A 21,601-nucleotide genomic window follows, 5' to 3' on the forward strand; every position below is an offset into this window, starting at 1 on the left:
GGCGCGATGGCTGCCCATCATGTCGCCGGACAAGAGCTCAGCGGAGAAAGCCTTCTGCATCGAATTCGTGCCAGCCTTCCAGACGCTCGCTTTCATCAGGTGCAGCGTCGGGGATGGCCTTGCCTTTGGCCGCCCGCTGCATAGCGGCCTTGCCGGCAGCCCGCTTACGGTTCTCTGCGGCGGTTCTCGCGTCTTCCTCGCGCCACAGCTCCGGCAAATCGGCGTCCAGAATGTCCTCGACGTGCCGTGGATCGAAGACGTGGAAGGTGACCTTCTTGGCGCGGCCACGAAGCTTGACGGTTCGGGTGCCAGCGCTCTGCAAGCGCCCGTCAGCGAGCCATTTGTGCCGCTCTCGCGCAGAGATCGAAAGGATGTCCTCGATCTCGCTGGGAAGGACCGGCAACCGGGGCAGACTTTCCACTTCCCCTTCGACGCGTTTGAGGATTTCCTGAAAGGCATCGGCGTCGTTATCGTGCGATGACACGACGATGCGGCCAGCGTCCACGGTCAGATGCTTGCGCAGGCCCCAGGCAAGCTTCCTCCGCAGCTCGCGTTCAATCCCTTTGGATCGAACCGCCGAACCTAAGGTCACCGAAGAGGGCAGCAGCCACTCGTGTCGGATCTGCTCGGCTTGCGCCGTCTTGTCCTTGCCCGGCATAAGTCGTTTCGCGTTCGGAAGGCGCCACTTATGGAACGCCGCCAGCCCGGCGCCGTTCCTTGGCCCTCGCCATCCGGCTTCGCGCCTCCGGCGACGATCTGCAGCGGCCCATCCGGCAGCGGTCGCTGAAGGGCCTTCCCACCTGGGTTAGAGGCCGACGGCGCCCGCGCAGTTCAGATACGCGGTAAATGCCTGAGAGCGCTTCGAAGGCGCCCGCCAGCGCTTGCGCCCGGGGACATGGGGATCCGCCTCGACCCTGCCCCCGAAATTCACTGCGCAGTTGCAGGCTTTGACTTGCCTCATGCCCCGGCACTCGGGGCTCGCTTGCGCTTGCGCCGTTCCGGCGGCGCCTAGCGCGATCCCCAGAGCTGCTCCGAACAATCCGATGCGCAACATATGGAAGCCCCCTCATCAAGCCGGGGTCCAGTGTTGCAGCAAATCCTTGGCTTGCAAGGGGTGACGGCCCACAGCGCCTCCGTTCGGCCCCCAGCAAACCCTCCTAACCTCCCCCGCCCCGCGGCCTCGCCGGCCCCTGCACCGCTGGCAGGGATTTCAGATATTCCGCCATCGCCGCGCGGTCGGCATCCGAGAGCTGCGCCGTGTTGCGCACGACATCGGCCATCGAGCCGCCGACGCTGTCGAAGCTGGGGGTGAAGCCGGTCTTCAGCAGCTCGGCGATCTCATCCTTCGACCATTTGCCGAGCCCGTTCGCCTCGTCCTGCGTGATGTTCGGCACCCAGCCCTTGCCTTCCGGATCAGGCCCGCCGGCGAAGCGCGTCGCCTGGACGATAGCGCCGAGCGCATTGCGGTTGGAGTGGCATTCGGCGCAGTGGCCCGGCCCGTTGACGAGATAGAATCCGCGGTTCCAGGCCTCGCTCTTCGTCGGGTCGGGCTGGAAGGAGCCGCCCTGGAAGAACAGCAACTTCCACCCGCCCACGAGCCGGCGGATGTTGAAGGGGAAGCGCAGCTCGTGGGCAGCGGCCTTGCCTTCGATGGGCGGCAGCGTGCGGATATAGGCGAAGAGGTCGGCCAGGGCCTTGGGCGGGATCAGCCGGTAGGAGGTGTAGGGGAAGGCCGGGTAGAGATGCTCGCCCTGCCGCCCGACGCCGGCCGCCATCGCGTCGACGAAATCCTGCACGCCCCAGTTGCCGATGCCGTCGCGCGTATGGGGCGAGATGTTCGGCGCGTGGAAGGTGCCGAAGGCGGAGGTGAGCGCGAGACCGCCGCCGAGCTTGGTGCGGTCTTCCTGTCCGGGAGTGGCGTGGCAGGAGGCGCAACCGCCCGCGGCGAAGAGCAGCTTGCCGTTGTCGAGATCGGCCGCCGGCAGCGCCCCGACCTCCGGAGCCGGCGAGACGATCCGCGGATCGGTCAGGAGCCAGAAGCCGCCGAGCCCGATCGCCGCCAGGACGACGAGGGTGACCAGCAGGCGGCGCAGCAACAGCATCACGATCTCCAGAAGCGAGCCGGCAGAGTGGACGCTGGGCAGAAGGAGGGCAAGGCTGGAATGAGAGGTGTTCGAGAGAGCCGGACGGAGTCAAAAACCCGCAAAGGGGGGGCCCGGACAGGCTGCGAAGCAGCGCCGATCCGGGACCCATGCCTGAACACAAGTCGTCAGCGTTCCGGAATGGATCGCGGGTCCACGCTTCGCTTCGCCCGGGATCACGCGTTGCTTCCGGGCCTCGAACCGGGCGCGCTGCAAGAGCAGTGGCGCGCCGCCCTCACTTCTTGATGCGGTACACCTCGTGGCAGGTGCCGCAGTTCTTCGTCGCCGCGCCGAAGGCGGTGCGGAAGCTGGCAAGGTCGGCCGCCTTGGCGCCGGCCTCGGCATCCTGCCCGAACTTCACGAAAGCAGCCTTGAAGCCCGCCTGATCCTCCCAGATTTTCGGCGCCGCCGTGGTCTCGCCGCCGGTCTTCGAGCTGTCGGGGAACAGGGCCGGCATCTTGGCCGCCGCATCGGCATAGGTCTTGAACACGGTCTGCGCCTTGGCGGCGTCGAAGGCCACGTCGCCCTTCGCCATGGCCGCGCCTTCGCGGGTCGCACCGCCGACCGCCTTCATGATCTGCTGGCGCTCGGCGATGGGATTGGACTGGGCCATCACGGCGGTGAGGCCGAGCCCGAGGCCGGCGACGACGAGAACGGTGCGGATCATGAAGTTACCCCTTGAAGCCACGGCGCTGGAAAGCGCCGCTTTGGAATGCTTCTAGATCAACCTCATCGAGACGACAGCGCCAAGTCGCTTTTGCGTGAAGCGACTTGCGCGGCCGCAAGTTCCGCCTTGCATCAAAGCGGGTAGCCCGCCTCCTTCAGCGCGGTGAACACCTTGAGCGGCGTCGCCGGCATGTCGATCGCCTTGATGCCGGCCGCGCGGTCGAGCGCATCCACCATCGCGTTCATCACCGCCGGGCAGGCGCCGATCGCCCCTGCCTCGCCCGCGCCCTTCACGCCGATGGCGTTGGTGACGCAGCGGACATTGCGGGTCTCGAAGTGGAAATTCGGCACGTCGATGGCCCGCGGGAGGGCGTAGTCCATGAAGGTCGCGGTCAGCATCTGGCCTTCCGGATCGAAGCGGATCTCCTCCATCAGCGCCTGGCCGATGCCCTGCACCGCCCCGCCATGGACCTGCCCCTGCAGCATCAGCGGGTTCAGCGTCACGCCGAAATCGTCGACCACGACATAGTTGACGATCTCGGTGTGGCCTGTGCCGGGGTCGATCTCCAGCTCGCAGACATGGGTGCCGTTGGGATAGGTCGCCTCCGGCGGCTGCCAGCTCTGATGCACCTTCAGCATCTCCGGGCTGGCGCCCGGCAGCGCCGCGATGGCCGCGAGGTCGAGCGATTTGTCGGTGCCCACGATCCGCACGGCGCCGTCCGCGACCTCGAGATCGCCCACCGCCGCCTCGAGCTTCTCGGAGGCGAGCTGCTTGAGGTTGTCGGTCAGGATCGCGGTCGCCTTGTCGAGCGCCGCGCCACCCACCGGAATCGAGCGCGAGCCGCCGGTGCCCGAGCCGGTCTCGACCTTGTCCGTGTCGCCCTGGATCACCCGAATGCGATCCATCGGGATGTCGAGATGCTGCGAGACGAGCTGCGAATAGGCCGTCTCATGGCCCTGCCCGTTCGACTGGGTGCCGATCAGCACCGTCACCATGCCGTCCTTCTCCAAGATCACGGTCGAGCTCTCCGGCCCGCCGCCGCCGCAGGCCTCGATATAGCTCGCCATGCCGATGCCGCGGATCTTGCCGGCCTTCTTCGCGGCGCCGTGGCGGCTCTTGAAGCCCTTCCAGTCGGCCACCTCCATGGCGCGGCGCATATGCCCTTCGAACTCGCCGGAATCGTAGACCGGCCCGGTCTGCGTCTTGTGCGGCATCTCGGAGGGCTTGACGAAGTTCAGCGCGCGCACCGCGTCCGGCGTCTTGCCGGTCTCGCGGGCGATGGCGTCGACCAGCCGCTCGATCAGATAGGCCGCCTCCGGCCGCCCGGCGCCGCGATAGGCATCGACCGGCGTCGTGTGGGTCAGCACGCCGCGGAAGACGACATGCACGGCCGGGATGTTGTAGCAGCCCGGCGTCATCGTGGTGCCGACCCAGGGGATGAAGGGCCCGTATTGCGAGAGCCAGGCGCCCATCTCGGCCGAGAGATCGACCTTGAGACCGAGGAAGCGGCCACGCGAATCGAGCGCCATCGTCGCCGTCGAGAGGTTGGCGCGGCCATGGGTGTCGGCGAGGAAATGCTCGTTGCGGTCGGCGACCCAGCGCACCGGGCGCTTGAGCTTCTCGGCCGCGATCATCGCCAGCGGATATTCGCGGTAGAGGAAGATCTTGGTGCCGAAGCCGCCGCCGACATCCGGCGTCACCACGCGGATGCGCTTGGGGTCGACCTTGAGCACATAGGTCGCGATCAGGTCGCGCATGCCATGGCTGCCCTGGCTGCCCAGCGTCAGCGTCCAGCGCTTCTCGGCCTTGTCGTAATCGGCGATGCAGGCGCGCGTCTCGAGGTAGTTGGAGGCGAGCCGGTTGTTGACGATGGTGAGCGAGACGGTGCGCGCGGCCTTGGCGAAGGCCTTCTCGGTGGCCTCGCGGTTGCCCTGCTCGGCCTCGAAGGCGACATTCCCCGTGCGGTCGGGCCAGACCTGCGGCGCGCCGTCGGCCAGCGCCTCCGCGATGCCGGTCACGGCCGGCTGCGGGTCCCAGTCGATCGCGATCGCCTCGGCGGCGTCGCGCGCCTGCGCCAGCGTTTCGGCGACGATGAAGGCCACCGCCTCGCCGACATGGCGCACCGTGTCCGTCGGAAGGACCGGCACGGGCAGCGATTGCGACATCTCGCCGGAGGTCGTCTTGATATGTCCCTTGCACGGCAGATCGCCGTACTCAGCCACATCCTCGCCGGTGAGGACTAGCTTGACGCCCTTGAGCTGGCGGGCCGCCTGCTTGTCGCGGATCGTGAAGCGGGCATGGGCATAGGGCGAGCGCAGCACATAGGCGTGCAGCGCGCCTTCCGCGGCGATGTCGTCGGTGTAGCGGCCGGTTCCGGTCGTCAGGCGTTGGTCCTCGACCCGCCGCACCGGCTGGCCGAAACCGAATTTCATGGGGCGCATGGAGGTTTCCTCGATTGGTCGAATGAAAGACTAGAAGCTGAATCGCCGCGCCACCAGCCCCGCTGCGACACGCATCGGGGCGGCGTGCGGCGCAGGGGCCGCCGAGGACTCAGCGCGGGAAGCGCTCCGCCCTGTCGGCGAGCGAGATCATCATGCTGTAGCCCCGCACGATCCAGTTCGCGGCCTCGGCCGCGCCGCGGCGGACATCGCCCTTGCCCTTGGCGACCTTTCCCGGAGAAAGAATCATCGAGGAAATCCCTTGGACGGCACGCCGCGACATGCTGCGGCGCCTTGATATCAGTCGAACGAAATGCTCTCGCCGCGCATCGCCCAGTCCTTGAAACCACCGATGTAATGGGCGTCGACGGCGAGCCCAGCCGCTTGCGCCGCGGCCAGCGCATGGCGCGAGCGCACGCCCGCCGCGCAGGAGAAGACGATGCGCTTGTCCGCCGCCTCCGGCAGGGCTGCCGGATCGAACTGCGACAGCGGATGGGAGAGCGAACCGGGGATATGCCCGGCCGCGAATTCATGCGGCTCGCGCACATCGATGAGCAGGATCGAGCCCTCGGCGAGGCCCTGCTTGATGGCGTCGATATCGAGATCGGTGATCGTCATGCGAACAGTCTCCGTCGGCTTCGCCGACAACGTCGTTCTCGGGCAAAGCTGAGCTTCGGCCCGAGAATTTCGTGCAGGCCGCGCCCGGGTCAAGCCCCGGCAGGACGGGATGTCCTGGAGGGGCCGATCAGGCCAGCGGCGGGATGCGCAGCACCCAACCCGGCTGGATCAGGTCGGGATTCTTCACCGGCGGCGTGTTGGCCTTGACGATCTCGGCGTATTTCGCGCCCTGCCCCTTGCCGTAATGCTCCTCGGCGATCTTCCAGAGCGTGTCGCCCTTCTTCACCGTATAGAACACCGCGGCCGGCGTTTCCTTCTCGACGATCAGCTCGGAATCGACCTGCGCGACACCGGTCGTGTTGCCGAGCGCGAGGATGATCTTCTCGGCCTGCTCCTGCGAGACAGCCTGGCCCGAGACCTTCACCTTGTCGCCATCGACAGTGACCGTCACGTCCGAGGGCAGCCCATGGCCGGCGAGCTCCTTCTTGAGATCGTCGGCGCTCGCGGCCTTCGCCTCGCTGCCGCCGAAGATCTTGGCACCGGCTTCCTTGATGAAACTGAACAGACCCATGGAGCCCTCCTTGTTTGGGGTGCTATCAAGCCTGCTCGCAGCCTGTGACGCAAGCGCGACGCCGCGAGCGCGGCAGAGCGGGCCATCCACCTGCCCACCCTGCGGCTCATGGAGGGCATTCCCGCCCTCCGCTTCCCCAAAGGGCGACAGACTGTCAGAAACGGCGGCCGCCCTATCGGAGTTCCCATCATGCTGACGCTCGCACAGGCCCAGGCCATCCTCTCGACGGCCCTCGAACACGCCACCGCGCAAGACTTCAAGCCCCTCGCCATCGCGATCATCGACGCGCGCGGCGCGCAGAAGGCCTTCGCCGCGCAGGACGGCACCAGCCTGAAGCGCGGGGAGATCGCGCTCGGCAAGGCTCACGGCGCCGTCGCCCTCGGCCTCGGCTCTCGCGCGCTGCACAAGATGGCGCAGGAGCGGCCCTATTTCATCGAGGCCGCGACGCATGCGGTGGGCGGCCTTCTCGTCCCGGTGCCGGGCGGCGTGCTGATCCGCGCGACCGATGGCGCGCTGCTCGGCGCCGTCGGCATCTCCGGCGACACCTCCGACAATGACGAGGCGGCCGCCATCGCCGGCATCGCCGCCGCCGGCCTCAAGGCCGATACGGGCGCCTGAGGATGAGCGAGGCTGCCAATCCGGGCGAGGTCATCGACTCCGACGTCGTCATCGTCGGCGCGGGGCCCTGCGGGCTCTTTGCGGTCTTCGAGCTCGGCCTGCTCGATATCCGCGCCCATCTCGTCGACATCCTGCCCAAGGTCGGCGGCCAATGCGCCGAGCTCTATCCCGAGAAGCCGATCTACGACATCCCCGGCTTCCCTCTGGTCACCGGCCAGGCGCTGGTGGACAATCTGCTGGAACAGATCAGGCCGTTCGGACCGACCTTCCATCTCGGCCAGATGATCGAGACCGTCGAATCGATCGGAACGGCTGAGGCGCCGCGCTTCCGGCTCGTCACCGATGCAGGCACGGTCTTCGAGACGAAGACCGTGGTCATCGCCGCCGGCGGCGGCTCCTTCCAGCCGAAGAAGCCGCCCATCCCCGGGATCGAGGCCTATGAGGAGGGCTCGGTCTACTACGCCGTGCGCCGCATGGAGACCTTCCGCGGTCGCGATGTCCTGATCATCGGCGGCGGGGATTCGGCGCTGGACTGGACGCTCAATCTCCAGCCCATCGCCCGCCGCGTCACGCTGATGCACCGGCGCGACGATTTCCGCGCCGCACCCCACTCCGTCGAGCAGATGCGGGGACTCGTCGCCGCCGGGAAGCTGGAGATGAAGCTCGGCCAGGTCACGGGTCTGAGGGGCGAGAACGGCAGGCTCGAAGCCGCCATCTGCCGCGACGCGGCGGGCGAAACCTTCGAGATCGCCTGCGACGCGATGCTGCCCTTCTTCGGTCTGACGATGAAGCTGGGGCCGATCGCGGATTGGGGCCTCAATCTCCACGAGAACCTTATCCCCGTCGGCACCGAAACCTTCGAGACCAGCACGCCCGGCATCTTCGCCATCGGCGACATCAACACCTATCCGGGCAAGCTCAAGCTGATCCTGTCGGGCTTCCACGAAGGCGCGCTCTGCGCCCAGAAGGTCCATCGCTACGTCTATCCCGACAAGCGGCTGACCTTCCAATACACCACCTCCTCGACCAGCCTTCAGAAGAAGCTGGGCGTGGCGTGAGATGGCACGCCTTCGGTGCGCCTCGTCCTGAGATGCGCCGAAGGCGGCCTCTGGCTCACTGAGCCAGCGATTCCCCGGGCATATGGGCGGCCGCCGTGCCGCTGCGGAGCGTCGCCATGGCCCCGTTCCCGAGCCCCAGCGAATCCCGCACGCTCGCCGAAGGCCCGGCCAGGGTCGGCCCGCGCAACGGAGCCTCCGCCACGCCCGGCCCCTCGAGTTCCGGCATCGGCGCCGGCGGGGCGGTGTCGGCCGGCTCCTGCGGATCGATCCGCTCGCGCAGCTCTGCGATGGCGCCTTCCAGCGGCCGGAAGCTGAAGCGCACCTTGTGCTTGCCCGCCGGCACCTGCACGGCCCGGAACAGCACATTGGCCTTCAGGATCTCGGTCTCGACCCCGTCGACCTCGGCGCGCCACCACGGATGCCAGATATCGTTGAGCACCACGAAGCCCACGGCCGGCGTATCGACGTCGATCTCGACATGCGCGTTGCCGTAGCGCGTCAGCTTGACCTCGGCGCGGACGCCGGCCGGGCCTTCATGCGCCGCCGCCGGCGGCTCGCTGTCGAGCAGCACGACCTGCTGCGGGTCGGCGCTGTCCGGCCAGCGGCCCGAGAGCTTCATGCTGTCGAAATCGGCGAACTGCCAGCCGCCGACGAACTGCACGCGCGGCAGCGCATGCGGGTTCTCGTAGACATAGCCTTCCTTCGTGCGCGCGACGAGCCTGAGGTCGCCGGGATGCAAGGCATGGTCGACCTGCTCGATCGGAACCGGCGAGGCGATGTAGCGCAGCCCCAGCAGATTCGCCATGCGGCAGCGATAGGAGGGGAACAGCGGCGTGAACTTGCGCTCGGACGGGCTGGCGATGCCGTCGCGCGTGCCGACAGCCTCGGAGAAGTCCTCGAGCCGGAGCGGATTGTAGCCCAGCGTGTGATCGAAGCCATGCACCATGCTGGCGTTGGGCCATTCGAAGCCCATGCCGAGCAGTTCGACCCGGTCGCGCCGCGCCGAGCCGGCCGGTTGCGCCGTCAGGCGCTTCAACAGCGCGATCGTCTCGTTCTTCGTGGTCGGCTCAAGCACATCGTAAAGCTTCGGCGGGAGCGCGGTGGATTCGTTGGGGCCGTTATTGGCATGGAGATCGGCCGCCATCAGGCCGGCGACCAGTGCGACGGAAACGGCCGGCGCCAGCGCCGAGCGCCAGCGCTGCAGCGCCAGGAAGAGCAGGATCGCCACCGCAAACCAGCCGAGCGCCTGGCCGATCGGCAGCCAGGCCTGCGCCAGATGCCCCTCGCCGCGCGACACCAGCAGGGCGGCGAGCATGGCCGCCAGCACCACGCCGGCCCCGATGGCGAGGTCGCGCCGGAACGAGACAGCTTTCTCCGCGGTCAGGATGCGATGCAGCACATAGCCGGAAAGCACCGCGCCGAGGGCGCCGATCAGGAACGTCGCGTCGGCCGGCCGGCGGAAAACCTTCACGCCGGGCAGGTAGTCATAGGTCAACTGGAACAGCGGCGTGTACCGGCCGAGCGCGAACAGCACCATGAAGCCGAAGCCGATGGTCAGCGGCCGGATGCCCTTGTCCCACAGGAAGCCGCGCGTCATCCCCGGCGCGACCAGCAGCAGCAGCGGCAGCGCGCCGAAATAGACCTGCCCCATGTTCTGGGACAGGAAGAGCTCCTTCGCCCAGCCGGGATTGTTGTACGGCCCCCAGAAATCGACATTGGGATTCTTCGCGCCGAACAGGTCTCCGATGAAGGCCGTCAGCAGGGAGACCGGATGCAGCGAGCCGCGTCCAGCCTCGACGAGGTCGATCTCGGGCCGCGTCGTGGCTTCGGCGAACAGCCAGGTCCACACCATCGGCAGCGCGATCAGGGCCAGGCCGGCGGCGCAGGCCACCGCGAGCGGCGCCAGGCTGGCGCGCAAGGCCGGCCAGCCGCCTGAAATCCAGTGCGCGACCACGATGCCGACCAGCACGTAACCGCCGAGCAGCACGATCTGGTCGGGGTCGAGCACCATGAGCCCGCCGGCGAGCCCCGCGAACAGGCCCGAAAGCAGCGAGTTCCGCTGCAGCATCCGGGCGGTCAGCCACAGCGTGATGGCGAAGAAGGCGAGGCTCGCGATCTGGCCGACATGCTGCACGCGCCAGGCCGCGGAGGCGCCGAAGGCGAAGACCAGCGCGGCGAGAAGCCCGCCCGCCGGGTGCCAGCCGCGGTCCTTGAACAGCATGATCAGCGCCAGCCCGCCGAACAGCAGATGCGCCAGCACGAAGGCATCGACCTCGCGGAAGCTCGGATTGGACGAGATCAGCGCCAACAGGATCGCCGGCGAGAAGATCAGCGATTGCGGATCGGCGATCTGCGGCGATCCGGCGAAGATGTTGTGGTTCCAGAACGGCGACTGTCCGGAATGGATGGCCCGCGCGAGGAACTGGATCTGAGCCTGGAAATGCGCCTTGGCGTCGAAGGGAATCGTGACCGACCCGGAAAGCCAGGGCCAGCACAGGACGCCCCATGCCAAGACAAAACCGATCCCCGCCGCCCAATAGCCGGCGCGCCGCACGTCCACGCGTTCCAACGGAACCCCCAAGGTCCCAAGGCGTGGACGTTCCCATTCTTGGGATCGGTCTCCAGCCTCTCAGCGGCCGGAGACTGTGGTATTTCACCTGAACCGAATCTGAATGAGTTCACGCATCCGTGAACGGGCTGTCGGCAGGCTCAGGAAAGAGCACATGCCATCGCCGACCGGCGCCGTTCAGGATGCTCCGCCCGCAAGCCACCGTGCCAGCACCCGCCGCTCGTCAGACGTCATGCCCGACAGGTTGTTGGGCGGCATCGCATGCGTCATCACGGCTTGCGTGCGGATGGCGCGGGCGTGCAGGGCGATCTGCTCCGCCCCCTCGAGCAGCACGCCCTTCGGCGCGATCTGCAGGCCGGGCCATGTGGGCTCGGCCGCATGGCACATCGCGCAGCGCCCGGTGACGATGTCCGTCACCTCGGTCGGCGGCAGGCTCAGACCGGCCATAAGCATCGGCTTCGCTGCCTGACGCGGCGCGAGGCCCAATCGCTCGCGCCCGCCGGGCGAGGCCGACATGGCCACCCAAAAAGCGAGCCAGAGCGCCAGGATCGCGACCGCCCAGCACCACCAGGGGGACTTCGCGTGGTCGGCATGGCGGACATTGAAGAAATGCCGGATCAGCGCCCCCGCCACGATCACCAGCGCCACCAGCAGCGGAATGACCGCGGCATTGGCATAGGTGACCGGGTAGTGGTTCGACAGCATCAGGAACAGCACCGGCAGGGTGATGTAGTTGTTGTGCGTCGAGCGCTGCTTGGCGGCCTTGCCGTATTTCGGATCGGGCATTTCGCCGGCCGTCAGCGCCGCGATCACCTTTCGCTGGCCCGGCATGATGTTGAAGAAGACGTTGGCGGTCATGATCGTCGCCATCAGCGCACCGGTATGGATCAGCGCGCCGCGCCCCGAAAAGACGTTTGCGAAGGCCCAGCTCGCCGCGACCACATAGGCAAAGCCGATCAGCCCGAGAGAGAGGTCGTGCTTGCCCAGGGGCGATCTGCACAGCCCGTCATAGATCAGCCAGCCGCCCGCCAGCGCCGCGATGCCGATCGCGCCCGCAGCCAAGGGAGAGAGCTGCATCACCGCCGGATCGATCAGGTAGAGTTCGGACTGCGCGTAATAGACCCAGACCAGCAGGAAGAAGCCGGAGATCCAGGTCCAGTAGCTCTGCCATTTGTGCCAGGTCAGCTCGGCCGGCATCACGGCGGGCGCGACCATGTATTTGCGCATCTCGTAGAAGCCGCCGCCATGGACCTGCCAGGCGCGCCCTCCGGTTCCCTGCGGAATGTCCGGCGCAGCCCGCAGGCTCGCATCGAGATGGATGAAGAAGAAGGAGGAGCCGATCCAGGCGATCGCCGTGATGACATGGAGCCAACGCAGCATCATGCTGCCCCATTCCATCAGATAGGCGCTGAGCATGGCGGTCGCGGTCCTCTGCCCGGGCGAGCCGGCCCGACAGGCCGGTGGACTTCGCCGATCCGCAAATTACGGTTGGCTGGCGCCGGCATGCAAGTTGCTGGCCTCCGCGCGAAACAACGAAGAGCTGATCATGGCCGGATTGACGACCCATATCCTCGACACCCATGGCGGGATTCCGGCAGCGGGCGTCGCGATCTCGCTGCGGCGGATCGGGGCGGGCGGACCGGAGACGCTGGCAGAGACCGTCACCAATGCCGATGGCCGCACCGACGTCCCCCTGCTCGCTCCCGAAGCGACGCGGGCAGGCATCTACGAGATCGATTTCGCCATCGGCCCCTATTTCCGCGCGCGCGGCGTGCCGCTGGGGGAGCCCGCCTTTCTCGACGTGGTGACGGTGCGGTTCGGCATCTCGGACACCAGCCGCCACCACCATGTCCCGTTGCTGGCCTCGCCTTTCGGCTACACGACCTATCGCGGGAGCTGAGGCATTTGCAGCCCGAATGACGGCGCTGTTTCCCTTGTCCTCCCCACGCCTTAGACCCGTCACCTGAATCACTTTGCGAGCGCCGCCCGCCATGACCGACACTGCCTATCCCCGTGACATGAAGGGCTACGGCCGCACTCCGCCTCACCCGCATTGGCCGGGGCACGCCCGCATCGCGGTGCAGTTCGTGATCAACTACGAGGAAGGCGGCGAGAACAACATCCTGCACGGCGATGCCGCCTCGGAAGCCTTTCTCTCCGAGATCGTCGGCGCCGCGCCCTGGCCTGGCCAGCGCCACATGAACATGGAGTCGATCTACGAATACGGCTCGCGCGCCGGCTACTGGCGGCTCTGGCGCATGTTCACCGAGCGCGCCATGCCGGTCACCGTCTTCGCCGTGGCGAGCGCGCTGGCCCGCTATCCCGAGATCGCCGCCTCGATGCAGGAAGCCGGCTGGGAGATCGCGACCCACGGCCTGAAATGGATCGATTATCGCGACGTGCCCAAGGAGCGCGAGCGCGCCGACATCCTTGAGGCCATCCGCATCCAGACCGAGCTGACGGGTGCCCGCCCGCTCGGCTGCTATCAGGGCCGCAGCTCGGAAAACACGATTCCGCTGACGATGGAGGAAGGCGGCTTCCTCTACACGGCCGATGTCTATGCCGACGAACTGCCCTACTGGCTCGAGGGGCCGAAGGGCCCGCAACTCGCCGTGCCCTATACGCTCGACGCCAACGACATGCGCTTCGCCACGCCGCAGGGCTTCAACAGCGGCGACCAGTTCTTCGCCTATCTGAAGGACTCGTTCGACACGCTCTACGCCGAGGGCGAGACCGCGCCGAAGATGATGTCCATCGGCCTGCATTGCCGCCTCGTCGGCCGGCCCGGACGCGCCGCGGCGCTCGCGCGCTTCCTCGATTACGTGAAGAGCCACGACAAGGCCTGGGTCGCGACCCGCCTCGACATCGCCCGGCATTGGGTCCGCCATCACCCGCCCGCCGGCGGCTATCGCCCGTCTGCCGTGCCGAAGGCGCTCTTCGTCGAGGTCTTCGGCCGCATCTGGGAGAACGCGCCCTGGATCGCCGAGGCCGCGTTTGACGCCGGCATTACGCCTGCCCATGACGAGGCGCCGGCGCTCCATGCCGCGATGGCCAGGATCATGCGCGCCGGCGACCGGGAGCGGCTGACGACGCTGCTGCGCGGCCATCCCGATCTCGCTGGCAAGCTCGCCGCCGCTGGCGAGATGACGGAAGAATCGATCGGTGAGCAGACTTCTGCGGGGCTCGACCGGCTGACGCCGGACGAGCGAGCGCGCTTCACCGCCCTGAACGACGCCTACAAGGCCCGCTTCGGCATTCCCTTCATCATGGCGGTGAAAGGCGCGAGCAAGGCGGACATCCTCGCGGCGTTCGAGACCCGGCTCAAGAACGACTCGGAGCAGGAATTCGAAGCCGCGCTGGCGCAGGTGGAGAAAATCTCGCTGCTGCGGCTCAGGGAATTGATGGCCGGGTGATGACGGCTTCCTGGCTCATGGAAGCGCGGTCATCCCCGGCGGAGCGCGGAGCAGACCCGGGGTCCATGCCTGAACCCGTCCGGAATGGGTCCCCGATCAAGCCGGGACGACGAAGGGGTTTCCTGCAGGACCGGCAGGCTGCTAAGCCGCCTGCCCGAGCCGCAACGCCGTCGCCGCCGCTGCCCAGCTGTCGAGCGCTGCGGCATCCTCGGCCGCGCCGGCCTCCGCCTGGCGCTGCGCCTGCCGGACATGTCGTTCGGGCGGATGCGTCGGCCCTTTCATCACCATCTCCTCGGCTCGGCGCATTGCGCCCGCGATCAGGGGAGCAATCAGTTCGGCCTCGGGCAGGTTCCGCCAATACGTCATCGGCATCTCGGCCCGCATCGCCTTGGGCTTCAGCCGTGCGGGGTTGAAGATGCCGGCGTCACAGGTCCGCCAACAGGTCTCATCGCATCGTCGTTGGGCGCCGCGGCCTTCGTCGCCGCCGGGCCGATCTGCAGATGCCCCCGGCTTGGCCAGCGGCGGATCCGCAGAAGCGGAACTCCGCCGCTGGAACCGCGTTGCTCGCGAGACCCGAAGGAGAAAATCTTGTTCCGCCTGCTGCTCGTGATCCTCGTGCTCGTGGTCGGTTATGACGCCGTGGTCCATCAGGGCGCCTACACGCGCGAGGCCTGGAACAGCATCGTCCGGCTGACCGATTCCTCGGTCGAAGGCGCGCGGAACCTCGGCGAGCGGGCCCGCACCGAAGTCCGCGACTGAGGGTACAGCCGGCCGGGACCCGAATTCGCAATATGGGCAGTTTGATCTGGACTTGCGCGCTCGATCGCTCGACAGTCCCGCCGGCCGCAACCGCAGGGAACGCCCGCCTTGTCCGACCACGCCGTCGCCAGCTCCAAGCCCGCCGTCCACTTCGAGCCTGACGACCAGGTCGAACGGCTGAAGACGGAAATCCTGCGCAAGCTGACCTATTCGCTCGGCAAGAACCCGTCGGTGGCACAGCCGCATGACTGGCTGACCGCCGGTATTCTCGCCGCGCGCGATCACGCGATCGATGTCTGGCAGGGGACGACCAAGGAAAGCTACGCGACTGGCCGCAAGCGGGTCTATTATCTCTCGCTTGAATTCCTGATCGGGCGCTCGCTGGCCGAGACACTGAACAATCTCGGCCTCACCGGTGCGATGGCGCAGGCGATGCGCGAGCTGGGCGTCGATCTGGACCGGATCGAGACGATCGAGCCCGATGCCGCGCTCGGCAATGGCGGCCTGGGGCGGCTCGCCGCCTGCTACATGGAGGCGATGGCCACCACCGGCGTTCCGGCGCTGGGCTACGGCATCCGCTACGATCACGGCCTGTTCAAGCAGCGCATCGACGGTGGCAAGCAGATCGAGGTGCCCGAGGATTGGCTCTCCTTCCGCAACCCCTGGGAGTTCGAGCGCCGCGAGGCCTCCTACCGCATCGGCTTCGGCGGCTCCGTCACCGGCACGACGATGCCGGGCGAGGTCTTCTGGGCACCGGAGGAGACTGTCTTCGCCGTGGCCTACGACACGCCGATCGTCGGCTGGCGCGGCCGCGACGCGACGACGCTGAGGCTCTGGCGCGCCCGCGCCATGCACCCGCTCTCGCTCGACGCCTTCAACCAGGGCGACATCATCGGGGCCGTCGCCGAGCGCAACCGCGCCGAGGCCATCTCCAAGGTGCTCTACCCCAACGATTCGACACCGGCGGGGCAGGAATTGCGCCTGCGGCAGGAGTTCTTCTTCACCTCGGCTTCGCTGCAGGATCTCGTTCGGCGCCACTACCGCCAGTTCGGCACGCTGGAGAACCTGTCCGACAAGGTCTCGATCCAGCTCAACGACACCCACCCCTCGCTGGCCGTCGCCGAGCTGATGCGGCTCCTGATCGACCAGCACAAGATGGAGTGGGAGGCGGCGTGGGCGATCACCAGCGCCACGATCTCCTACACCAACCACACCCTCCTGCCGGAGGCGCTGGAGACCTGGCCGGTCGCGCTGATGGAGCGCCTGCTGCCGCGGCACATGCAGATCATCTTCGGCATCAATGCGCGCTTCCTCAACGACGTCAGGCGCGACAATCCGGAAGCCGATCTGGCGACCCTCTCGCTCATCGACGAGAGCCATGGGCGGCGCGTGCGGATGGCGCATCTCGCCTTCGTCGGCTCGCACAAGGTGAATGGCGTCTCGGCGCTGCATTCGAGCCTGATGAAGGAGACGGTCTTCGCCCCGCTCCACGCGGTCTTCCCCGATCGCATCACCAACGTCACCAACGGCATCACCGAGCGGCGCTGGCTGTTCAGCGCCAATCCCGGGCTGACCTCGCTGCTGCAGGAGACCTGCGGCGAGGCCGTCACCGACGATATCGGCCTGATCCGCCGGCTGGGCGCCCATGCCGGCGACACCGGGCTGCATGACAGGCTGCGCGCCATCCGCCGCGCCAACAAGGAGCGCCTCGCCAAGGTCATCCGTCAGGATTGCGGCGTCACGGTCGATCCGAACGCGCTCTTCGACGTCCAGATCAAGCGCATCCACGAATACAAGCGCCAGCTCCTCAACATCCTCGAGACGATCGCGCTCTACGACGCCATCCGCTCCGAGCCCTATCGGGACTGGGCGCCGCGGGTGAAGATCTTCGCCGGCAAGGCAGCCTCGAACTACGCGACGGCCAAGTCCATCATCAACCTGATCAATGACGTCGCAGCCGTCGTGAACAACGACATCACCACCCGCGACCGGCTGAAGGTGGTGTTCCTGCCGAACTACAATGTCAGCCTGGCAGAGACGATCATCCCGGCCGCCGACCTCTCCGAACAGATCTCGACCGCCGGCATGGAAGCGTCAGGCACCGGCAACATGAAATTCGCGCTCAACGGCGCGGTCACGATCGGCACGCTCGACGGCGCCAATATCGAGATCGGCGAGCGCGTCGGCGAAGAGAACATCGTCATTTTCGGCATGACGGCCGAACAGGTCGAAGCCGCCAAGCGCAACCCGCGCCCAACCGCCGATGTCATCCGCGACGCGCCGCATCTCGAGGGCGTGCTCGACGCGGTGGCGGGCGGCGCCTATTCGCCGGGCGAGCGCGGCCGCTATGCCGGCCTTGTCGACGGGTTGCGGGCGAACGACTGGTTCATGGTGCTCAACGATTTCGAGAGCTATCGCCAGGCGCAGCGGCGCATCGACGGGCTCTGGGCGGACCCGGCGACGTGGTGGCGCATGTCGGTGACCAACACCGCCCATTGCGCCTGGTTCAGCGCCGACCGCGCCATCCGCGAATATGCCGAGCGCATCTGGAACGTGCCGCTGAAGCCCGCCGCGCAACTTTGAGCAGGCGATGAGGGCTCCCGCCATCGCTCCCTGCCCGCTGCCGGCAGGGATGGGCGCGACGGTGACCGAAGACGGGATCGCCTTCGCCGTCTTCTCGCGCCATGGCGAGCGGGTTTCGGTCTGCCTCTTCGACGCGGGTGGCGAGCACGAGGTCGCGCGCCTGCCGCTGCCTTGCCGCAGCGGCGATATCCATCATGGGTTTCTGCCCGGAGCTGGGGCGGGCCTGCATTACGGCCTGCGCGTCGAGGGCCCGTTTCAGCCCGATCGCGGCCATCGCTTCGACCTGTCCAAGCTGCTGATCGACCCTTACGCGACGCGGATCGACCGGCCCTTCCGCTGGGACCCTCGCCTGGCACAGTTCGGAGAAGACACCGCCGATCTGGCGCCGCGTTGCGTGGTCGAAGGCAGGCTCGGCGCTCCTTTGCTCCCCCCGGCCCCGGCCGGGACGGAGGGCGCCGGGGAAAACCCGGCCTTCATCTACGAGCTCGCGGTCAAATCCTTCACCATGCGCCATCCGGAGGTGCCGGAGCGTCTGCGCGGAACGCTGGCCGCGCTGACCGAACCTGCCATCGTCGCGCATCTCCAGCGCCTCGGCGTCAGCCATGTCGAACTGCTGCCCCTCGCGGCCTGGATGGACGAGCGCCACCTGCCTCCGCTCGGCCTCGCCAATGCCTGGGGCTACAACCCCGTCAATTTTTTCGCGCTCGATCCGCGCCTGGCGCCGGGCGGCCGGGCCGATCTCGCGAAGCTCTGCAAGGCTTACGCCGAAGCCGGCATCGGTGTGATCCTCGACATGGTCTTCAATCACACGGCCGAAAGCGACGAGTTCGGCGCCACGATCTGCCTGCGTGGGCTCGACAACGCCGTCTACTACCGCCACGCCGCCGACGATCCCGGCCGGCTGGTCAACGATACCGGCTGCGGCCACACTTTGGCGCTCGACCGCGCTCCGGCGGTGCGGATGGCGATGGATGCGCTGCGCTATTGGCGCAGGCTGGGAGCCGCCGGCTTCCGTTTCGATCTCGGCACGGTGATGGGCCGCAACGAGCAGGGCTTCACGCCCGATGCGCCGCTGCTCTGCGCAATGCTGCAGGACCCGGACCTGTCGCAGGCGATCCTGATCGCCGAACCCTGGGATGTCGGCCCCGGCGGCTACCAGCTGGGGCGCTTCCCCGCACCCTTCGCCGAATGGAACGGCCGCTACCGCGACGATGTCCGCCGCTTCTGGCGTGGCGATGGCGGGATGGCCGGCGCGCTGGCGACACGGCTGGCGGGCTCCTCCGACCTGTTCGCAGCGGACCATCGCGGGCCGCGGGCGAGCCTCAACTACATCGCGGCCCATGACGGTTTTCCGCTCGCCGATCTCGCCTGCTTCGCGGCCAAGCACAACGAGGCGAACGGCGAAGACAATCGCGACGGCGAGAACGACAACCACAGCTGGAACAACGGCACCGAAGGGCTGAGCGACGACCCCGACATCCTCGCCGCCCGCGCCCGCGACATCCGCGCTCTGCTGGCCACGCTTTTCCTCTCGCGGGGCATTCCGATGCTGACGGCCGGCGACGAATTCGGCCGGACGCAACATGGCAACAACAACGCCTATGCCCAGGACAATGCCGCATTCTGGCTGGATTGGGAGCATGCGGATGAGAAGCTGATCGCCTTCGTCGCGGAGCTCGCCCGGCTGCGGCGTGAGCATCCGCTGCTGAGCCTCGACAATTTTCTGACGGGCGCGGGCGACCCGCCCGACGCCGTGTGGCTGAAGCCCGATGGAAGCCGCATCGAGGATGCGGAATGGAGCGGGCTGGATGCGCTCTGCCTTCATCTCAGCGGCGATGGCGAGAGCCTGCTGATCGCTCTCAATCGCGCGCGCGAAACCGTGCCGCTGCGGCTGCCCGGCGGGCGGTGGGAGAGGCTCATTCCGTCAACGGAAGGCGCCGACGGCGAGATGCCCGCACGAAGCGCGGGCATCTGGCGGAAGGTCTAGGCGTCTGTCATTCCCGGTTCATGCCTTAGGCATGCCTCGGAATGACAGACGCGCCGTTACATCAGGACGATCAGCGAGCGCGGGGCGAGCGTGATTTCCTGATCCGCCTTCAGGCCCTTGCGGCCCTCGTCGGAATCCGGCCCGGTCTCGGTGTCGAGCACGACCGACCAGGAGCCTGCCTTCACCCGCGGCGGGATCTTGAACACGACGGCCCCGTCGAAGCTGTTGAACAGGATCAGGGCTTCGTCGCCCCCCTCTTCCACATCGGGCATGTGCATCAGGAGACCGATGGAGCGCAGGCCCTCGTCGTCCCAATGCTCCTCCTGCTGGTCGCCGCCGGCCGGATTGACCCAGCGCAGGACGCAGCCGTCGCGGAAGGAAGCGCGGCGGAAGATCGGATGCTCGGCGCGCAGCTGCGCCACGCGCTGGACGAAGCCGGTCAGCGCCTTGTCGCGCCTGGTCAGCTCCTCCCAGCGCATCCAGGCGATCTCGTTGTCCTGGCAGTAGACGTTGTTGTTGCCGCGGTTCGAGTGGCCGTGCTCGTCGCCGGCGAGCAGCATCGGCGTGCCGTGCGAGAGCAGCAGCGTCGCCAGCATGTTGCGCTTCTGCCGTTCGCGAACGGCGATGATGCCCTCGTCCTCGGTCGGCCCCTCGGCGCCGTAGTTGAAGGACAAATTGTGCCCGTGGCCGTCCTTGTTGTCCTCGCCATTCGCCTCGTTGTGCTTCTCGTTGTACGAGACGAGATCGTGGAGCGTGAAGCCGTCATGGGCGGTGAGGAAGTTCACGCCTGACCATGGCCGGCGCCCGCGCTGGTCGTAGATGTCACCCGAGCCGGTGATGCGGGCGGCCAGATCGCGGACCATGCCCTCCTCGCCCTTCCAGTAGCCGCGGATCGTGTCGCGATACTTGTCGTTCCACTCGGCCCAGCCGGGGGGGAAGCCGCCGACCTGATACCCGCCCGGCCCGATGTCCCAGGGCTCCCCGACGAGCTTGACCTTGCGCAGGACCGGGTCCTGGCCGATCGCATCGAAGAAGCCCCCGCGCTGGTCGAAGCCATGCGGTTCGCGCCCGAGGATGGTGCCGAGATCGAAGCGGAAACCGTCCACCTCCATCACCTGCGTCCAGTAGCGCAGCGAATCCATCACCATCTGCAGCACGCGGGGATGGCTGGTGTTGACCGTGTTCCCGGTGCCGGTGTCGTTGATGTAGAAGCGCGGCTCCTCCGGCATCGTCCGGTAATAGGCGAAGTTGTCGATGCCCTTGAAGGAGAGCGTCGGCCCCATCTCGTTGCCTTCGGCGGTGTGGTTGTAGACCACGTCGAGAATGACCTCGAGCCCGGCATCATGGAACTTGCGCACCATGTCGCGGAAGGAGGAGAGGTGCGCCTTGCCCTCGTAGCGCTGCATCGGCGCGAAAAAGCCGATCGTGTTGTAGCCCCAGTAATTCGTCAGGTTCCTGGCGGCGAGGTGGTGGTCGTCGAGATAGGCATGGACCGGCAGAAGCTCCACCGAGGTGACGCCGAGGCTCTTGATGTAGTCGATGATCGCCTGCTCGCCGAGCCCGTCGAAGGTCCCGCGCATATCCTGCGGCACCGCCGGATGCAGCTTGGTGAAGCCGCGCACATGCGTTTCGTAGAAGATCGTCCGATCCCACGGAACGGCAGGCTTGGCCGGCGCCGCCGCATCCGCCGCCCAGTCGACGACGACGCATTTCGGCATGAAGGGCGCGCTGTCGAGTTCGCTGAAGGTCAGGTCCTCGTCGGCATCGGCGTTGACGTCGTAGCCGTAATGCGCCTCGTTCCACAGGACCTGCCCGGCGAATTCGCGGGCATAGGGGTCGAGCAGGAGCTTGTTGGCGTTGAACCTGTGGCCTTCCTCCGGCGCGAAGCGGCCATGGACACGATAGCCGTAGCGTTGGCCGGGCTTCACGCCCGGCAGATACCCGTGAAAGACCTCGTCGGTATATTCCGGAAGCGTGATCCGTGCCGTCTCGTTCTGCCCGCTTTCGTCGAAGAGGCAGAGCTCGACACGCTCCGCATGGGCGGAGAACAGCGCGAAATTGGTGCCCTCCCCGTCATGCACCGCCCCGAGCTCCGTCGCCTGACCCGCACGCACCTCGAACTGCTTCGCCTGTCCGTCAGCCATTCTTGACCCCTGTAACCCTGCTGACGCGGACGAAC

At 67.3% G+C, this 21,601-nt stretch carries 17 protein-coding genes and 1 pseudogene; 7 read left to right on the top strand and 11 right to left on the bottom strand.

The annotated features are described in order from the left end of the window. Positions 1-37: 37 nt before the first annotated feature. The 7 genes from BW981_RS05470 to lysM form a co-directional block, all read right to left on the bottom strand. Complete coding sequence (locus tag BW981_RS05470; RefSeq protein WP_076437075.1) at positions 38-658, bottom strand: hypothetical protein; 621 nt, start codon at positions 656-658, stop codon at positions 38-40. Positions 659-1,157: 499 nt separating this feature from the next. Next, positions 1,158-2,102: a c-type cytochrome gene (locus BW981_RS05475; RefSeq protein ID WP_175624056.1), complete on the bottom strand. Its 945-nt coding sequence runs from the start codon at positions 2,100-2,102 to the stop codon at positions 1,158-1,160. Between the two features lie 274 nt (positions 2,103-2,376). After that, positions 2,377-2,808 carry a c-type cytochrome gene (locus tag BW981_RS05480; RefSeq protein ID WP_076437077.1) on the bottom strand — a complete coding sequence of 144 codons (432 nt, stop codon included), beginning with the start codon at positions 2,806-2,808 and terminating at the stop codon, positions 2,377-2,379. Positions 2,809-2,939: 131 nt separating this feature from the next. Further along, positions 2,940-5,249, bottom strand: a complete 2,310-nt coding sequence (locus BW981_RS05485; protein ID WP_076437079.1) for a xanthine dehydrogenase family protein molybdopterin-binding subunit — start codon at positions 5,247-5,249, stop codon at positions 2,940-2,942. A 109-nt stretch (positions 5,250-5,358) separates the two neighbouring features. Continuing rightward, positions 5,359-5,496, bottom strand: a complete 138-nt coding sequence (locus tag BW981_RS22965) for a hypothetical protein (protein ID WP_175624057.1) — start codon at positions 5,494-5,496, stop codon at positions 5,359-5,361. Positions 5,497-5,546: 50 nt separating this feature from the next. Beyond that, on the bottom strand, positions 5,547-5,864 hold the full coding sequence (locus BW981_RS05490) for a rhodanese-like domain-containing protein (protein ID WP_076437081.1): 318 nt from the start codon (positions 5,862-5,864) through the stop codon (positions 5,547-5,549). Positions 5,865-5,991: 127 nt separating this feature from the next. Beyond that, positions 5,992-6,435 carry a peptidoglycan-binding protein LysM gene (lysM, locus tag BW981_RS05495; protein ID WP_076437083.1) on the bottom strand — a complete coding sequence of 148 codons (444 nt, stop codon included), beginning with the start codon at positions 6,433-6,435 and terminating at the stop codon, positions 5,992-5,994. A gap of 189 nt (positions 6,436-6,624) precedes the next feature. Here lysM and BW981_RS05500 point away from each other — a divergent pair, with 189 nt between their 5' ends. Then, the gene (locus tag BW981_RS05500; RefSeq protein ID WP_076437085.1) at positions 6,625-7,053 is read left to right on the top strand and encodes a GlcG/HbpS family heme-binding protein; all 429 of its coding nucleotides are present in this window, start codon (positions 6,625-6,627) and stop codon (positions 7,051-7,053) included. A 2-nt stretch (positions 7,054-7,055) separates the two neighbouring features. Continuing rightward, complete coding sequence (locus BW981_RS05505; RefSeq protein WP_076437086.1) at positions 7,056-8,111, top strand: NAD(P)/FAD-dependent oxidoreductase; 1,056 nt, start codon at positions 7,056-7,058, stop codon at positions 8,109-8,111. A gap of 55 nt (positions 8,112-8,166) precedes the next feature. Here the strand turns inward: BW981_RS05505 and BW981_RS05510 are convergent, their stop codons facing one another. Together BW981_RS05510 and BW981_RS05515 are read right to left on the bottom strand one after the other, a co-directional pair. After that, a complete protein-coding gene (locus BW981_RS05510) occupies positions 8,167-10,623 on the bottom strand; it encodes a glycosyltransferase family protein (RefSeq protein WP_139333641.1) in 2,457 nt (818 codons plus the stop codon). A 234-nt stretch (positions 10,624-10,857) separates the two neighbouring features. Continuing rightward, positions 10,858-12,096, bottom strand: a complete 1,239-nt coding sequence (locus BW981_RS05515) for a urate hydroxylase PuuD (RefSeq protein WP_076437090.1) — start codon at positions 12,094-12,096, stop codon at positions 10,858-10,860. A gap of 130 nt (positions 12,097-12,226) precedes the next feature. On the opposite strand from BW981_RS05515, the gene uraH reads away from it, so the two are divergent. Both uraH and puuE read left to right on the top strand, forming a co-directional pair. Beyond that, complete coding sequence (gene uraH / locus BW981_RS05520; RefSeq protein ID WP_076437732.1) at positions 12,227-12,580, top strand: hydroxyisourate hydrolase; 354 nt, start codon at positions 12,227-12,229, stop codon at positions 12,578-12,580. Between the two features lie 91 nt (positions 12,581-12,671). Then, positions 12,672-14,093 (top strand): allantoinase PuuE, encoded by a 1,422-nt coding sequence (gene puuE / locus BW981_RS05525; protein ID WP_076437092.1) that lies wholly within the window; start codon positions 12,672-12,674, stop codon positions 14,091-14,093. A 306-nt stretch (positions 14,094-14,399) separates the two neighbouring features. On the opposite strand, the pseudogene BW981_RS23370 reads toward puuE, so the two are convergent. Beyond that, positions 14,400-14,543 (bottom strand): annotated as a pseudogene (locus BW981_RS23370) (DUF4130 domain-containing protein); the annotation flags it as partial. Positions 14,544-14,681: 138 nt separating this feature from the next. Here BW981_RS23370 and BW981_RS22975 point away from each other — a divergent pair. The 3 genes from BW981_RS22975 to glgX (BW981_RS05540) all read left to right on the top strand — a co-directional run bounded on the left by BW981_RS22975 (position 14,682) and on the right by glgX (BW981_RS05540) (position 19,422). Further along, positions 14,682-14,852 (top strand): hypothetical protein, encoded by a 171-nt coding sequence (locus BW981_RS22975; RefSeq protein ID WP_175624049.1) that lies wholly within the window; start codon positions 14,682-14,684, stop codon positions 14,850-14,852. Between the two features lie 108 nt (positions 14,853-14,960). After that, positions 14,961-17,435 carry a glycogen/starch/alpha-glucan phosphorylase gene (locus tag BW981_RS05535; protein WP_076437095.1) on the top strand — a complete coding sequence of 825 codons (2,475 nt, stop codon included), beginning with the start codon at positions 14,961-14,963 and terminating at the stop codon, positions 17,433-17,435. A gap of 7 nt (positions 17,436-17,442) precedes the next feature. Next, positions 17,443-19,422, top strand: coding sequence for a glycogen debranching protein GlgX (gene glgX / locus BW981_RS05540; protein ID WP_076437097.1), 1,980 nt, complete (start codon positions 17,443-17,445; stop codon positions 19,420-19,422). 56 nt (positions 19,423-19,478) lie between these two features. Here the strand turns inward: glgX (BW981_RS05540) and glgX (BW981_RS05545) are convergent, their stop codons facing one another. Next, positions 19,479-21,566, bottom strand: a complete 2,088-nt coding sequence (gene glgX, locus BW981_RS05545) for a glycogen debranching protein GlgX (protein ID WP_076437098.1) — start codon at positions 21,564-21,566, stop codon at positions 19,479-19,481. Between the last annotated feature and the right edge of the window lie 35 nt (positions 21,567-21,601).

It is taken from the genome of Allobosea sp. TND4EK4 (assembly GCF_900156025.1).
Taxonomy (GTDB): Bacteria; Pseudomonadota; Alphaproteobacteria; order Rhizobiales; family Beijerinckiaceae; genus Allobosea.